Annotated in this window: 13 protein-coding genes; all 13 read right to left on the reverse strand. The window is 63.5% G+C overall.

Features of this window, described 5'->3' with window-relative positions:
- Positions 1-11 precede the first annotated feature (11 nt).
- Entirely contained in the window at positions 12-1,037 is a 1,026-nt protein-coding gene (locus K426_RS24870) for an NADP-dependent oxidoreductase (protein WP_066563475.1), read from the reverse strand.
- Positions 1,034-2,224, reverse strand: a complete 1,191-nt coding sequence (locus K426_RS24875; RefSeq protein ID WP_082749170.1) for an MFS transporter — start codon at positions 2,222-2,224, stop codon at positions 1,034-1,036. The genes K426_RS24870 and K426_RS24875 overlap by 4 nt, the downstream gene beginning before the upstream one ends.
- Positions 2,221-3,228 carry an NADPH:quinone oxidoreductase family protein gene (locus K426_RS24880; RefSeq protein WP_066563480.1) on the reverse strand — a complete coding sequence of 336 codons (1,008 nt, stop codon included), beginning with the start codon at positions 3,226-3,228 and terminating at the stop codon, positions 2,221-2,223. Before K426_RS24880 ends, K426_RS24875 begins: the two co-directional genes overlap by 4 nt.
- Complete coding sequence (locus K426_RS24885; RefSeq protein WP_066563482.1) at positions 3,228-4,400, reverse strand: acetyl-CoA C-acyltransferase; 1,173 nt, start codon at positions 4,398-4,400, stop codon at positions 3,228-3,230. The genes K426_RS24880 and K426_RS24885 overlap by 1 nt, the downstream gene beginning before the upstream one ends.
- A gap of 28 nt (positions 4,401-4,428) precedes the next feature.
- On the reverse strand, positions 4,429-4,881 hold the full coding sequence (locus K426_RS24890; protein ID WP_066563484.1) for a MaoC family dehydratase: 453 nt from the start codon (positions 4,879-4,881) through the stop codon (positions 4,429-4,431).
- Positions 4,878-6,920 (reverse strand): 3-hydroxyacyl-CoA dehydrogenase NAD-binding domain-containing protein, encoded by a 2,043-nt coding sequence (locus K426_RS24895; protein WP_066563485.1) that lies wholly within the window; start codon positions 6,918-6,920, stop codon positions 4,878-4,880. Before K426_RS24895 ends, K426_RS24890 begins: the two co-directional genes overlap by 4 nt.
- 10 nt (positions 6,921-6,930) lie before the next feature.
- On the reverse strand, positions 6,931-7,728 hold the full coding sequence (locus tag K426_RS24900) for an SDR family oxidoreductase (protein ID WP_145907713.1): 798 nt from the start codon (positions 7,726-7,728) through the stop codon (positions 6,931-6,933).
- Between the two features lie 13 nt (positions 7,729-7,741).
- Positions 7,742-8,521, reverse strand: a complete 780-nt coding sequence (locus K426_RS24905; RefSeq protein ID WP_066563491.1) for an SDR family NAD(P)-dependent oxidoreductase — start codon at positions 8,519-8,521, stop codon at positions 7,742-7,744.
- A 67-nt stretch (positions 8,522-8,588) separates the two neighbouring features.
- The gene (locus K426_RS24910) at positions 8,589-9,371 is read right to left on the reverse strand and encodes an SDR family NAD(P)-dependent oxidoreductase (RefSeq protein ID WP_066563494.1); all 783 of its coding nucleotides are present in this window, start codon (positions 9,369-9,371) and stop codon (positions 8,589-8,591) included.
- Between the two features lie 15 nt (positions 9,372-9,386).
- Entirely contained in the window at positions 9,387-10,433 is a 1,047-nt protein-coding gene (locus tag K426_RS24915) for a phosphotransferase family protein (protein WP_145907716.1), read from the reverse strand.
- A 51-nt stretch (positions 10,434-10,484) separates the two neighbouring features.
- A complete protein-coding gene (locus tag K426_RS24920) occupies positions 10,485-11,768 on the reverse strand; it encodes an acyl-CoA dehydrogenase family protein (RefSeq protein WP_066563505.1) in 1,284 nt (427 codons plus the stop codon).
- 38 nt (positions 11,769-11,806) lie between these two features.
- Positions 11,807-13,522 (reverse strand): class I adenylate-forming enzyme family protein, encoded by a 1,716-nt coding sequence (locus K426_RS24925; RefSeq protein WP_066563507.1) that lies wholly within the window; start codon positions 13,520-13,522, stop codon positions 11,807-11,809.
- On the reverse strand, positions 13,515-14,411 hold the full coding sequence (locus K426_RS24930) for an alpha/beta hydrolase (protein WP_158511783.1): 897 nt from the start codon (positions 14,409-14,411) through the stop codon (positions 13,515-13,517). Before K426_RS24930 ends, K426_RS24925 begins: the two co-directional genes overlap by 8 nt.
- Positions 14,412-14,493 lie beyond the last annotated feature (82 nt).

A 14,493-nucleotide genomic window follows, 5' to 3' on the forward strand; every position in this document is an offset into this window, starting at 1 on the left:
AACCGCGCCGGTCAAGGGCGCGCGTCCTCGATGTTGAGGCGAATGAGGGGCTTGCCCGCGAAACCACCGGCGAAAAGATCCTGAATGGCTTGCGGAACACTCTCCAGCCCGTCACGGATTTCCTGCCATGGACGAACGGTTCCGTCCGCGATCCATGCGGACATCTGCTCGCGAAAGGCACCCAGCAGGTCGGCGCGGTCGGAATAGGGCAGATAGCCCTGGATATGGATACGCTGCGTCACGATGCGGTTGAGGTTGTGCATCGTTTCGGAGGCGCGCTCCTGATTATAGCTGCCGATCATCCCGCTGATCGCAAACCGCGCATTCGGGTTCGCGCTGGAGAGCGCGGCGTCGAGATGCTCGCCCCCCACATTGTCGAGGTAGATGTCGATGCCCTGCGGAGCCGCCGCCGCCAGCTTTTCCTCCAGCGAACCGGGGGATTTGTAATCGATCACCGCGTCGGCGCCGATCTCTTTCAACCGCTCACCCTTGGCGCTGCCTCCAGCGGAGCCGACGACCTTCAGGCCGATGGCCTTGCCGATCTGCACCGCAGTGCTGCCGACCGCGCCTGCTGCGGCCGACACGAACAGCGTCTCCCCGGCTTTGGCCTTCGCAATTTCGAACAGGCCGAAATAGGCGACAAAGCCGGTAGAGCCCATAGCGTTCAGATAATGTTCGAGCGCGCCGGACGAGGGCAGCTTTTCGAAGCTCGATGCTGGCCCCTGCCCGTAATCGCGCATGCCGAACTGGTGAAGAACCCGGTCGCCGGGTTTGAAACCGGCGGAGCGTGACGCGATCACTTCGCCCACGGCCCAGCCCGGAATGGGATCGCCCAGAACATAGGGCGCAAGATAGCCGCGCGTCTCTGCCGACATCCGCACCCGCATGGCCGGCCCGACCGTGAGCCAGTCGTTCCGCACCCGAAGCTCGCCTTCGGCAAGCGGCGCATCGTCAAAGTCGCGCAATTCGAACAGATCGCTGCTGGGGAGGCCTTCGGCCCTCCTCACGAGCGTCCATGCACGGGATTTGGTTGTCATGAAACGGGATTCTCCAGAATTTCAGGGGCCGACCGCGATCCGCGCTCGGCATAGAGGGTCAAGGCAGCGGCAATGCCAAAGCATATGAACGAGCCGTAGAAGGGCAGATCGGCGGATGACAGCAACAGGCCGGCGGCGATGATCGGCCCAGTGGCGAGGCCGGCAAACTGCATCGTGACCCACAGGACCGAGAGGCGTCCGCTGGGATCGAGCGTGGCGACCAGCCCGGCGCAATAGGGCAGGATCAGCACCCAGCAGAACATGAAGACAAAGGCCGCCGCCGCGAAACTCGTCCGGCCGCTGTCGAACACAAAGATCAACACGGCGATGCACAGGCCCGCCGCGCCAGCCGATATGGGCAGCCGCCGCCCCGCCCTGTCCCCTACGGCGGACACCAGAAGGCTCGCAGCGATGCCACCTATGGTTGCTAGGGACAGGGCGCTGGCAACCGCTTCGCCCGACATGTCGCGATCCAGCCCCAGCACGCCCACCAGCGGCCATGTAAGACCGACGCCGACCAGCAGAATGAAAGTCCCGAGCAGCGCGGACAGGCCATATCCATGGCCGGGCTTCGTAATCTTCTCCGCCTTGGGTTGAAGATCCGCGACGCCTGTGGGCAGCCAGCGAAGCAACAGAATGGCGAGCGTCGCCAGAGTGACGACCGACATGAAAAGCCATTGCGGATGCCCTATGGCACTAAGCCGGCTCAGTAGGGCCAGCATGACGGTCGTCGCGGTCAGATTTGCGGTGAGATAGATCGCAAAGATACGATCTGGTATCGGAGTGACCGCGATGCTGGCGGACAATATTCCCTGAAGCGCGCCAGCCGCCAGACCCGCGATGAAGCGGGCGACGATGAGCGTCAGGAAGGTCGTGGCATAAGCGGAAAGCAGATTTGCCCATATGATCAGAACCAGCCCGACAAGGGCCGCCTTGCGCCGGTCGAGCCTGCTCAGCCATGCTGCCACGAAAAGGGTCGTTACCGTCGTCCCGCCCATCTCCGAAGAGGTGATGAGCGCGATCTCGCTGTCGGTCAGGCCGATATTCGAGGACATGCCGGCGAGCAGCCCCGGCATCGCAACGATGATGGCGGCGCTTGCCAGCCCTGTCAGGACGATGGACATCACCGGCAGAACCCCGATCGCTCGGGGCGCGGACATGCCCAGGGCGGTTCCGCCGTCCATCATGCGTCCATCGTGACGATGACTTTCCCGACCGCCGACCGGCTTGCGAGCCGGGCAATGGCCTCGCCGCCTCGGGCGAGAGGAAAAATCTGATCGATCTTGGGCGCGATGCGGCCCGCCGTCCACCAGTCGATCAATTGCAGGATATTGCGCCGGTTATGGTCTGGCGCGCGCTTGGCGAAGCCGCCCCAGAAGATGCCGCGAATATCGCAGGATTTGAGGAGCGGCAGGTTGAGCGGTATCTTCGGTATCCCGGCCGGAAAACCGACGACCAGATAGCGGCCTTCCCAGGCAATGCAGCGGAGGGCCGGCTCGGCATAGTCGCCACCCACGGGATCGTAGATGACATGCGCGCCCTCCGGTCCCACCCGTTCCTTGAACGCCAGCCCCAGAGCGCGCGCCTGCTCCTTGTCGAACGGCGCGCGGCCATAGACCATAACGTCGTCGGCCCCGGCGGCAAGGACCACCTTCGCCTTTTCCTCGCTGGATACGGCAGCGACGACGCGCGCGCCCATGACCTTGCCAATTTCGATGGCCGCCAGCCCCACGCCGCCCGCTGCCCCCAGCACCAGAAGCGTCTCACCCGCCGTCAGATTTCCCCGATCGGTGAGCGCATGGATCGTGGTGGCATAGGTGAGCAAAAGCCCGGCAGCCGCGACGGGATCTTGCCCTTCGGGAATCTTGAACGCGTCAGCCGCATCGAACACGGCATATTCGGCGAGGCCGCCGCTCGATTGAGCCAGGGTTGCGATCAGACTGTCGCCCTGTCGCCAGCCCGTCACGCCCTCGCCCACCGCATCCACGATGCCCGAAACCTCGACACCCGGCGCGAAAGGCCGTGGCGGCTTGAACTGATATTTGTCCTCGATGACCAGAACGTCGGGGTAGTTGATGCCGCAGGCCAGCACGCGCACGCGCAACTGGCCAGGGCCGGGGTCCGGGACGGGAATATCGGACAGCCTCAGGGATTCCGGGCCGCCTGGTTCGATGGAAAGCAAGGCTTTCATCACAGAATCTCGAACAGGCCGGCAGCGCCCATGCCGCCCCCGACGCACATCGTCACCACGACATAGCGCGCCCCGCGCCGACGTCCCTCGATCAAAGCATGGGCAACCAGACGTGCGCCCGACATGCCGTAGGGATGGCCGATGGAAATCGCCCCGCCGTTCACGTTCAGCCGGTCTTCCGGGATGCCCAGCCTGTCCTGGCAATAGATCACCTGGACGGCAAAGGCTTCGTTGAGTTCCCAAAGGCCGATGTCGTCCATGGTGAGGCCGAAGCGCTGGAGCAGCTTGGGAATGGCGAACACCGGGCCGATGCCCATTTCGTCAGGTTCCGTGCCCGCAACCGCCATGCCGACATAACGGCCCAGAGGACGCAGCCCGCGTTCGGCGGCCAGACCGGCATCCATGATGACGACAGCCGCCGCACCGTCGGACAATTGGCTCGCATTGCCCGCCGTTATCGTGCCGCCTTCGACCACGGTCTTGAGCGCGGCCAGTCCTTCAGCGGTCGTTTCGGGCCGTGCGCCCTCATCCTTGGTCAGCGTGACGATCTGGGACGACATCGCGCCGGTGACCTTGTCGCGCACCGTCATGGTCGCTTCGACGGGCACGATCTCGTCATCGAAAGCGCCATTCTGCTGCGCGGCCACCGTGCGCTGCTGCGACCGCAGCGCATAGCTGTCCTGCCGCTCACGCCCGATGCCATAACGCCGCGCGACGGTTTCGGCGGTTTGCAACATGGGCATGAACATGTCGGGCACCATCGCCACCAGTTCGGGATCCTCATCAATCCTGAGCGCCTCGGTCTGAACCAGCGAAATGGATTCGACGCCGCCCGCCACGATCACCTTCATCCGGTCGACCATGATCTGCTTGGCAGCCGTGGCGATTGTCATGAGACCGGAAGCGCATTGCCGGTCGAGCGACATGCCCGCGACGGTGACGGGCAGTCCGGCACGCATCGCGGCGGTTCGGCCGATGGTGGACTGATAACCCTGCTGCAACGATGCGCCCAGCAGCACATCGTCGATTTCGGCCGGATCTATGCCGGCGCGGGACACCGCCGCCCGGATCGCATGAGCGGCAAGGGTCGGCGACGGTGTCGCGTTGAACGCACCGCGATAGGCGCGCCCGATGGGAGTCCGCGCGGCTGACACGATAACGGCGTCCTGCATTATAAATCTCCTAGGCAGACCCTTATGGTCACACAAAAAACTGGGTTACCCACGTCGCCACGACAGCGGGCTTTTCCTGCCCCTCGACTTCCACGCAGATGTGCTGCGTCTGCTCGAAGTGGCCGGGGTTCTTCTCTTTCACGCTCCTGAGCGTCGAAGCCGAACGGATGCGGCTGCCGGCCTTTACCGGCGACACGAACCGCACGCGGTCAAAGCCGTAATTCACGCCGACCTTGATGTCCGGCAATCGCGCCGCCGTGGTCTTTTCCTCAAGATAGGAAAGCAACGACAGGACCAGAAAGCCGTGCGCAATGGTGCCCCCGAAACGGGTCTCGCGCGCCCGCTCCGGATCGACATGGATATGCTGCCAGTCCATCGTCGCATCGGCGAAGCGGTCGATCATCGCCTGATCAACCGTCAGCCAATCCGAATGGTGCGTGACCCCGGTATCGGCCTGCAAGCGCACCAGCATGTCGCTCATCCGGCGTTCGCTTCGTCGAGCGACCGGCCACTGCGCGCAGCATCGACCAGAAGCGGTGACAGCGAGAAGTCGTCGCCCAGCCGATCCGCATAGCGCTCAAGGTCGGCAACGACGGTGGCGAGGCCGACCTGCTCCGCCCAGAACATCGGTCCGCCGGTATGTCGCGGCCAGCCATAACCGTAGATCCAGACGACATCGATGTCCGATGCCCGCTGGGCGATGCCCTCGCTCAGAATCTTGGCCCCTTCATTGACCATGACGTGCATGGTGCGAACCATGATTTCCTCGTCGGAAATGGCGCGCGGCGTCACGCCGGCCTTCGCCCGGAACGCGTCGATGATTCCGCTCGCGACCGGGGAGGGAAGATGACGGCGCTTCTCGTCATAGTCGTAGAAGCCGCCACCGGCCTTCTGCCCCCAGCGGCCCACGGCATTGAGCGCGTCGCGCAGGCTTTCGATACGGGTGGGGTCGCGATGCCAGCCGATGTCGACGCCGGCGAGGTCGATCATCTGTAACGGCCCCATCGGCATGCCGAATGCGACCGAGACACGGTCGATCTGATCGGGCGTCGCGCCTTCCAGCAGCATCTCCATCGCACCCTCCAGCCGAGGGTCCAGCATCCGGTTGCCGATGAAGCCGAAGCACACGCCCGATACCACCGGCACCTTGCCGATCTGCCGCGCGATCGCCATGCCGGTGACCAGCACGTCCGGCGCGGTCTTGTCGCCGCGCACCACTTCGACCAGCTTCATGATATTGGCAGGTGAGAAGAAATGCAGGCCGACCACGTCCTGCGGCCGCTTCGTCGCCTGCGCGATTTCATCGACCGAGAGATAGGATGTGTTGGAGGCGAGGATCGCGCCCGGCTTGGCGATGCCGTCGAGCCGCGCGAAAATCTCCTTCTTCACGTCCATATTCTCGTAAACGGCCTCGATGATGAGATCGCATTCCGAAAGGGCGTTGAAATCCAGCGTGGGCGTGAGCAGCGCCAGCGCGCCCTCGACCTGCGCGCTGGTCATGCGCCCCTTGGCTGCGGTGGCCTCATAATTTTTGCGCATCAGGCTTGTGCCGCGGTCGAGCGCTTCCTGGGCCATCTCTACGATCGTGACCGGCATGCCGGCAGACAGGAAATTCATGGAAATTCCGCCGCCCATCGTACCTGCGCCGATCACACCGACCTTTGCGATGGACCGCAACGGCACATCCTTGGGCTGGCCGTCGATCTTGGCGGCGGCGCGCTCGGCAAAGAACGCATGGCGCAACGCCTTCGATTGCGCGCCGTCCATCAACCGATGAAAAAGGCTCCGCTCCTTCTCCTGTCCTTCGGCAAGCGACAAGCTGGTCGCCGCCCGGACGGCCTCGATACAGACCTGAGGCGCATCGAGACCCTTGATCTTGCGCGCATTCTGTTCCGCGAACCGGTCGAACTCGCCCCCCTCGAAGGAGACGGCACGCTCGCCGGTGGGACGCGGCCGGTCGATCGTCGCGGCGTAAGCGATGGCGTCTTCCACCAGGCTTGCCTCCGGCACAACCTTGTCCAGAAGACCGATTTCCAGCGCCTTGGTCCCTGAAATGGGGCTGCCCGAAACGATCATGTCGAGCGCCGCAGCGATACCGACGAGGCGGGGAAGGCGCTGGGTGCCGCCGGCACCGGGCAACAGACCCAGCGCGACTTCGGGTAGCCCGAGCTTCGCGCTCGCGGTCGCCATGCGATAGTGCGCGCCCAGCGCGACCTCCAGCCCGCCGCCCAGCGCGGAGCCATGGATGGCTGCGACGACAGGCTTGGCACTGGCTTCGATCGCGTCGATCACCACCGCAAGTCCCGGCTCGGCGAGCGGCTTGCCGAACTCGGTGATGTCGGCGCCCGCGCTGAACATCCGCCCTGCCCCGTGGATCACCACGGCGGAAACGCCATCGTCGGTCTGGGCGGCCTGCACCGCCTGATAGATTCCGCGCCGGACATCCTCGGACAGCGCATTGACGGGCGGATTGCCGATCTTGATTTCCAGAACAGTGCCGTGGCGATGCGTTTCGATCATAATGTCTCTCTCAAAAAATGGTCTCGCCCAGAGCGCTGGGTCGGGCGAAGGGGTGAGAAGTCGAAAGCCCTGCATCCACGACCAGGGCGTGCCCATTGACGTAGCTGGCATCGTCCGATGCGAGAAAGGCGATAGCCTGAGCGATTTCGGCCGGATGTCCGCCGCGCCGGAGCGGGTTGAGCTTGCCGATCGACCCCTCCCGGCCCTTGGCGCGCGCCTTGTCATACAGGTCTTTGGTCATGCCGCTTTCGATGAGGCCGGGGCAGACCGCGTTGACGCGAATGCCCGATCCGGCAAGCTGCTGAGCCGCGATCTGCACGAGGTTCATGACGCCCGCCTTCGACGCCGAATAAGCCGGACCGCCCGCCCCCGCGCGCAGCGCCGCGACCGAAGCGGTGCAGACGATGGAGCCGATCCTGCCGGTATCCAACATGGTCCTGGCGCCAAGCCGGACGGCCAGAAACGGACCGATCAGGTTGACGCGCAACACCTGTTCCCAGCTTTCGACACTCTGGTCGAACAATCCGGCTTCGCCGCCCGTCACGCCCGCGTTCGCGCAGACGATGTCGACGCCGCCGAAGCGGCTTGTCGCCAGCGAATACATCGCCAGCACATCCTCCTCGCGTCCGGCGTCGCCCTGCATCGTGATGATGGCGTCATCCCCAGCAAAGCTGTCCGCCAATGCCGGGCTTGTATCGAACGCGATCACCTGCGCGCCTTCATTTGCGAACAGATGCGTTGTCGCGGCGCCGATGCCTGAGGCCGCGCCAGTAACCGCCACAACTTTATTCGTGAAGCGCGCCATGATTTTGATCCTGTATTCACGCCACCGGGGCGATGGTCATGCCGCCGTCCACGACGATGGCCTGACCTGTCACATAGGAAGAGGCGTCGGATGCAAGGAAAAGGGCGGCTCCCGCCATTTCGCCCGGCTCTCCGATGCGGCGCAGCGGGATTTGCTGGCTGAACGCCTTCTCCTTCGCGGGATCTTCCCATAACGCCTTGGCGAAATCGGTCCGTGTCACGCCCGGCGAGATGGCGTTGACCCGCACCTTATGGGGTCCGAATTCGACAGCCAGATTGCGGACCATTGCCAGATCCGCGGCCTTTGACAGATGATAGGTGCCGATGGTGTCCGAACCGATATAGGCGCCGATCGACGAAACGATGACGATCGATCCCGATTTGCGCTCGATCATGGAGGGCGCAACCATCTGCGCCAGCCAGTGGTTCGACAGGATGTTGTTTTCCAGAATTTTGCGGAACTGGTCGTCGTTGATACCCAGAGTGGGGCCGTAATAGGGGTTGGACGCCGCGTTGCAGATCAGGATATCGATCGGGCCGAGACTCTCCTGGGCGTTCTTGACCAGCGCCTCAAGCGCCGCCTTGTTCGAAATGCTGGCTTCGATGGCGATTGCGCGCCCTTCGCCGCAACGCGCGTTGATGGCAGCCGCAACCTCGTCGCAGGAAGCCTGTTTGCGGCTGGAAATGACGACGCGAGCGCCCGCGTCGGCCAATGCCTCAGCGATGGCGCGGCCAATGCCGCGCGACGATCCCGTCACGATTGCGACCTTGCCGCTCAGGTCAAACAATTTGCTCATATTTCATTCCTGACTTCCTGTTGCGGCGTGCCGCATTCCATCTGCCGCCGATCCGCGTCGAACGGCATCAAAGCCTCGCCGGGCCTATCGCCATGCCGCCGTCGATGAGCAGCGACTGACCCGTCATGAAGGCGCTGGCCTCGGCCGCCAGATAGACAGCCGCACCCGCCATTTCGCCCGGCACGCCAATGCGGCACAGGGGCGTGCGCTTGGTTACCTGCTCGACGCCAGCCGGGTCTTCCCAAAGCCGCTTCGCGAAATCCGTCTTCGTGATGCCGGGCGAAATCGCGTTCACCCGAATGCTGTGCTTGCCGAGTTCGACCGCGAGGTTGCGAACCATCTGGAGGTCGGCGGCCTTCGACACATGGTAGGTGCCGATCATGCCGGACCCGAGATAGGCGCCGAGCGAAGCGACAATGATGATCGAACCGGCCTGCCGCTCGATCATTCCAGGCGCGACAAGCTGGACGAGCCACTGGTTGGAGAGAATGTTGCCGTTGATGATCTTGTGGAATTCATCGTCCGGAATTTCGAGCGTCGGCCCATAATGCGAACTGACCGCCGCATTGCAGACCAGAACGTCCACCGGCCCCAGCCGCTTTTCCGTCTCCGCGACCAGCGCCCGCAGATCGTCCTTCACCGCAATGTCCGCCGCGATCGCCACCGCGCGTGTTTCACCCAGATCCGCGTTGATCGCCGCGGCAGCCTCCTCGCACGCATCCAGATTGCGGCTGGATATGACGACTTGTGCACCCGCATTGGCCAGCGCTTCCGCGATCGCACGCCCGATACCGCGCGACGACCCTGTCACGATGGCGACCTTGCCGCTGAGGTCGAACAGATTTTTCATATCACTCTCCAGTCTTTACGGTTCGAGGGCACCAGCCAGCCGGGCCTGTTCCCAGCCAAGCCGCGCCATCGGCACGAGCTTCGCTGCGGCCGTTTCCGCCTCGAGGCTTGAGGCTGTGCCGTCGATAATGCGTTTGCGGATCCCCTGGACGATCCCGACGATCCGGAAGAGGTTGAATGCGAAATACCAGTGGGGATTCGCGATGCGCGGCCGCCCGCTTATCGCGCAATAAAGGTCGGTAATCTCTTCGAGCGAGGGAATGCCTGCCGCCTTCAGATCGACATTGCCAAGAGCCGCAAGACCATCGGCAGGCATCAACCAGTGCGCCGCGAAATAGCTGAAATCGGCCAACGGATCACCGATCGTGCTCAATTCCCAGTCGATGACCGCCAGCACCTTCGGCCCTGACGGTTCGAAAATCAGGTTGTCCAGCCGATAGTCGCCATGAATGATCGTCGACGCCGTCTGCTCGGGCACGGTCCGGGCAAGCCATTCCATCAGCTTTTCGACTTCCGGCACATCCTCGGTTTGCGAGGCGCGATATTGGCGGCTCCAGCGCGCCACCTGCCGCTCGAAATAATTGCCGGGCCGGCCGTAATCCGTCAGGCCGACCTGCGCCGGATCGAACCGATGCAGCCGCGCCAGCGTTTCCACCATCTGCTCATAGATCGCCCGGCGCGCCGCTGGAGTTTCATCGGGCAGCGCACCGTCCCACAATGTCCGCCCCTTGATCCGCTCCATGACGTAAAATGCCGATCCGATCACCGCGCCGTCCTCGCACAGGGCGATGGGGCGAGGCACGGGAAAGCCTTCGGGATACAGCGCGCTCAGCAGCCGATATTCGCGGTCGACGGCATGGGCGGAGGCCAGCAACGCGCCCGCAGGCTTGCGACGCAGCACATAATGTTTCGTCGCCGTGTCGAGCGCAAAGGTCGGGTTCGATTGGCCGCCCGAGAACTTGTCGAGCTTGATCGGCCCTTCGAACTCCGGGACATGAACGTCCATCCACGCCGACAATTTGCCGACGTCGACGCTATTGTCGACCGCTGCCGTTTCAGACATCGCGGTCATCCCCACCTGCCCTGGGACGAAGAAGGGCGAGCGCGCCCGGCATCAGCGCGCAGCCCCGACATCGCCGCTCGACAGGCTGTCACCCGTCACATCCTTGTATTTTTTGAACTCCGCCCGCGCGATGGCGCGCGCATGCACTTCATCGGGACCGTCCGCCAGCCGCAGCGTGCGGGTGTTGGCCCAGTCGAAGGCAAGGTCGAAATCGTCGCACACCCCCGCGCCGCCATGCGCCTGAATGGCGTCGTCGAGGATCTGGCACGCCATCATCGGAGCCTGAACCTTCAGCATCGCGATCTCGACCTGCGCGCTCTTGTTGCCGGCCTGGTCCATCATGTCCGCCGCCTTGAGGCAGAGCAGCCGCGTCATTTCGATGTCGATGCGCGCGCGTGCAATGCGTTGCTCCCATACCGACTGGCTCGCGATCGGTTTGCCGAACGCCTGCCGCGAGAGCAGGCGGCTCGCCATCGCTTCAAGCGCGTTCTCGGCCACGCCGATGGTCCGCATGCAGTGATGGATGCGGCCCGGCCCGAGCCGTCCCTGCGCGATTTCGAAACCGCGCCCCTCGCCCAGCAGCATGTTGCTCACCGGAACCCGCACATTGTCCAGCACGACTTCGCCATGCCCGTGCGGCGCATGGTCATAGCCATAGACGTTGAGCATGCGCCTGATCTGCAGGCCCGGCGCATCCATCGGCACCAGGATCATGCTTTGCTGACGATATTTGTCGGCATTGGGATCGGTCTTGCCCATGACCACCGCGATCTTGCAGCGCGGATCGCCGGTGCCGGTCGACCACCACTTGCGGCCGTTGATGACATAATGATCGCCGTCACGCCGGATCGACGTCTGGATGTTGGTGGCGTCCGAGCTGGCGACATTGGGTTCGGTCATCAGGAAGGCGGAACGGATTTCGCCGTTCATCAACGGGCGCAGCCATTGTTCCTTCTGCTCCAGCGTGCCGTATCGGTGGAGCACTTCCATGTTGCCGGTATCGGGCGCGGAGCAGTTAAATATCTCCGAACCCCAGAATACCCGACCCATCTCTTCGGCGCACAGCGCATATTCGAGGTTGGTCAGTTGCTCACCCTCGAACACAAAGCTGTTGTCGACATGTTCCTGACCCGAATGCGGCGGCATGAAGAGGTTCCACAAGCCCGCCTCGCGGGCCAGCGGCTTCAGCTCCTCGATGACCTGCATCACCTTCCAGCGGGGTTCGGCCGCGACTTCGGCTTCGTAATCGGCAAGGCGGGGCTTGACGTTGGTCTGGATGAACGCGCGCACGCGAACACGAAAGGAAGTCTGGCGGGCGGTAAGTGCGAAATCCATCGTTTATTCCTCAGATAAAATCGTGTCGCGCCAGGATTTCAGTCCTGCATCGCATGGGAGAGAAGCAGCGTGCGCACTTCATTTTTCATGACCTTGCCATTGGCGTTGCGCGGCAAGGGCTCATGGTGAAAGCGGATCACCACCGGAATTTTGAATGCGGCCAGCCGTTCGCGCAGCCAAAGCTTCAGCTCATCCTCGCTGACTTCATGGCCTTCCGCGATCAGGCACATCGCGCCGGGTTCTTCGCCCAGCCGGTCATGCGGCAGAGCGACCACCGCCGCATCCGTGACGGCGGGATGGCTGAACAGGGCGTTTTCGACCTCGACCGCGTAGATATTCTCGCCGCCGCGGATGATGACGTCCTTGCTGCGACCGACGATCGTGCAAAAGCCTTCCTCGTCCAGCCGGGCCAGATCGCCCGTATGCAGCCAGCCATCCCCGAAGGTCGCTTCGGTGGCCTCGGGATTCTGCCAATATCCCATCACGATCTGCGGTCCGCGGACGCATAATTCCCCGATCTCGCCAACGGGCAGTGCCTCGCCCGCCTCGTTGACGACGCGCAGGTCGTCAATTGGAAGTGGCGGCCCGCAACTGTCGGGCCGGTTCAGATAGTCTTCCGCACTATGCCCGGTAATCGTGCCGGACGTTTCCGTCATGCCCCAGCCATTATAGGGCACGGCCGACAGTTCCCGTTCGATCAGGAAAGGCAGATCCGGCGCTGCCGGTGCACCGCCATAGGGGACATAATTGAGCGAACTGAGATCGAACCGGCTCCTCTCAGGAGAATCGATCAACTGCCACGCGATGGTCGGAACGCCGCCCGCCGATGTGATCCGCTCACGCTCGATGAGCGCCATCGCTTCGACCGCATTCCATTTGTGCATGAGCACGACCTTGCCGCCGCATGCGAAGGCTGACATCAACAGCGCGGCACAGCCGGTCACGTGGAACAACGGGATGGTCATCAATGTGACCGATGGCGTAGGCTCGCTGGCCGGCTCGCCCCGGCGCAACGCGCCGCGCTGGGCGATGAAATCGATCGCCACCAGGCCCGAAAGCATGTTGCGGTGCGTGCCCAGTGCGCCTTTCGGCCGACCCGTCGTCCCGCTGGTGTAGAAGATCGTCAGCGGGTCGTCGGGGTTCATCTTCACGTCCGGCAGCGGCAGTTCGGGCAGCAGAGCATAGTCCGCGACCGCGCCGATGATGGATTCAAGCAAGACGATGCCGGGACGGGACGAACGAGAGACGATCATTTTCAGGCGATCCGCAAGCGCCGAACCGCCGCTTGTCACGCGCTCAAAGCGTTCGTCATCGCAGATGAGGAGGGTGGAGCCGGACTGTTCGAGCGCATAGCCCAGTTCCTCTCCCGTCCACCACGCGTTGAGCGGCACGGCGATCGCACCGCAAACCGTCGCCGCGAACAGCACCACCGGCCATTCGGGAAGGTTGCGCATCGCGATGGCGACGCGATCCCCCGGCTTGACGCCCTCGCGGACGAGATGATCCGCCAGCGTCGCAACGGCGCGGAACCAGCCATCATAAGTGACGCGCTCATCGTTGAGGACCAGGAATTCCCGCTCGCCATGCCTGGCCCGCACCTGCTTTGCCAGTTCAGCGACGTTGGCAGGCAGGCTCGCCCATGTCCGCAATTCGCGGCCGTTGATGATGGCCGTGCGGATTTCGAAGCGCGAACCCGGAACGCAGAGTTGCGCTTCTGCCTCCTTCAGCGACATAGCCGGCCAGGATTTAGTCATTCTGCGCTCCTACGCTTGCAAGTTTATCGACCGGAGCCGCCTCGACATCTCCCAGAAACGCGGCGATTTCATCCACTGCGCGACCCGCTGCCGACAGTTCCTGCGGAAAGAGGTGGAAGGCATGCGGCAGGTGCGGCCAGATGCTGAGATGAACCGTCACCGCCAGCCGCCAGAGCGCGGCGGCAAAGGCGACATCCTGATCCCGCAGATATTCGTCGGATGACGCCTGAATGATGGTCGGCGGGAATCTCTCAAGGACATCCAAAGGGGCTGCGGCAGGCGAAACCAGTGGATCGTCCACTGTCGTAACGCCCTGAAGATACAGCTCAGCGATCCTGGTCTGCGTCGTTGGCTCGCATGTCGGATCGTCGGAACCCGGCGGCATCCGGTCAGGCGGACGGAAATCGACGACGCCCGACAGGAGGGCCAGCGCATCGGGCAGCCGGGCGTTGCGGGACAAAAGGTCGATCACGAGCGCGGCGGAGAGATTGCCGCCCGCGCTATCGCCCATCAGGGCGACGGTGGCGGCCTCCAGCGGGCCCGCCGGCCCGTTGGAGCACGCATGGGCGTAAGCCCGCCCGGCATCCTGAAGACCCGCCGGAAACGGATGTTCGGGCGCAAGGCGATAGTTGACCGCAAACACCGCGCACCCGGTCTTTCGCGCGATAAGATCGATCAGATGGCGGTGCGTGTCTATCGACCCGGCGAACCAGCCACCACCATGGATGTAGACGATATGGTGGCCGGACTTCGCCTGCGGCGGGACGAACCATTCGCCCGAACAGGTGCCGAGATCGACGAGCGTCGTGGAGCATCCGAAGTCGCGCTCGGCACCTGTCAGACAGTAATTGTCCATCACATAGCGCATCGCGACCGCAAGATCATCCATGTCATCCGAGCGCGCGATCAAGCCTGCTATATGGTCTTTGACTATTCGGGCCTGCGCCACGCTCGGATGTTCGGTCGGCATC

Origin of the sequence: Sphingobium sp. TKS (assembly GCF_001563265.1) — a bacterium.
Lineage (GTDB): Bacteria > Pseudomonadota > Alphaproteobacteria > Sphingomonadales > Sphingomonadaceae > Sphingobium.

What these genes read in the sequence shown, in the direction of transcription:
- K426_RS24870 (WP_066563475.1), bottom strand. Translation starts at nt 1,037, where the DNA reads ATGACAACCAAATCCCGTGCATGGACGCTCGTGAGGAGGGCCGAAGGC.
- K426_RS24875 (WP_082749170.1), bottom strand. Translation starts at nt 2,224, where the DNA reads ATGATGGACGGCGGAACCGCCCTGGGCATGTCCGCGCCCCGAGCGATC.
- K426_RS24880 (WP_066563480.1), bottom strand. Translation starts at nt 3,228, where the DNA reads ATGAAAGCCTTGCTTTCCATCGAACCAGGCGGCCCGGAATCCCTGAGG.
- K426_RS24885 (WP_066563482.1), bottom strand. Translation starts at nt 4,400, where the DNA reads ATGCAGGACGCCGTTATCGTGTCAGCCGCGCGGACTCCCATCGGGCGC.
- K426_RS24890 (WP_066563484.1), bottom strand. Translation starts at nt 4,881, where the DNA reads ATGAGCGACATGCTGGTGCGCTTGCAGGCCGATACCGGGGTCACGCAC.
- K426_RS24895 (WP_066563485.1), bottom strand. Translation starts at nt 6,920, where the DNA reads ATGATCGAAACGCATCGCCACGGCACTGTTCTGGAAATCAAGATCGGC.
- K426_RS24905 (WP_066563491.1), bottom strand. Translation starts at nt 8,521, where the DNA reads ATGAGCAAATTGTTTGACCTGAGCGGCAAGGTCGCAATCGTGACGGGA.
- K426_RS24910 (WP_066563494.1), bottom strand. Translation starts at nt 9,371, where the DNA reads ATGAAAAATCTGTTCGACCTCAGCGGCAAGGTCGCCATCGTGACAGGG.
- K426_RS24915 (WP_145907716.1), bottom strand. Translation starts at nt 10,433, where the DNA reads ATGTCTGAAACGGCAGCGGTCGACAATAGCGTCGACGTCGGCAAATTG.
- K426_RS24920 (WP_066563505.1), bottom strand. Translation starts at nt 11,768, where the DNA reads ATGGATTTCGCACTTACCGCCCGCCAGACTTCCTTTCGTGTTCGCGTG.
- K426_RS24925 (WP_066563507.1), bottom strand. Translation starts at nt 13,522, where the DNA reads ATGACTAAATCCTGGCCGGCTATGTCGCTGAAGGAGGCAGAAGCGCAA.
- K426_RS24930 (WP_158511783.1), bottom strand. Translation starts at nt 14,411, where the DNA reads ATGGATGATCTTGCGGTCGCGATGCGCTATGTGATGGACAATTACTGT.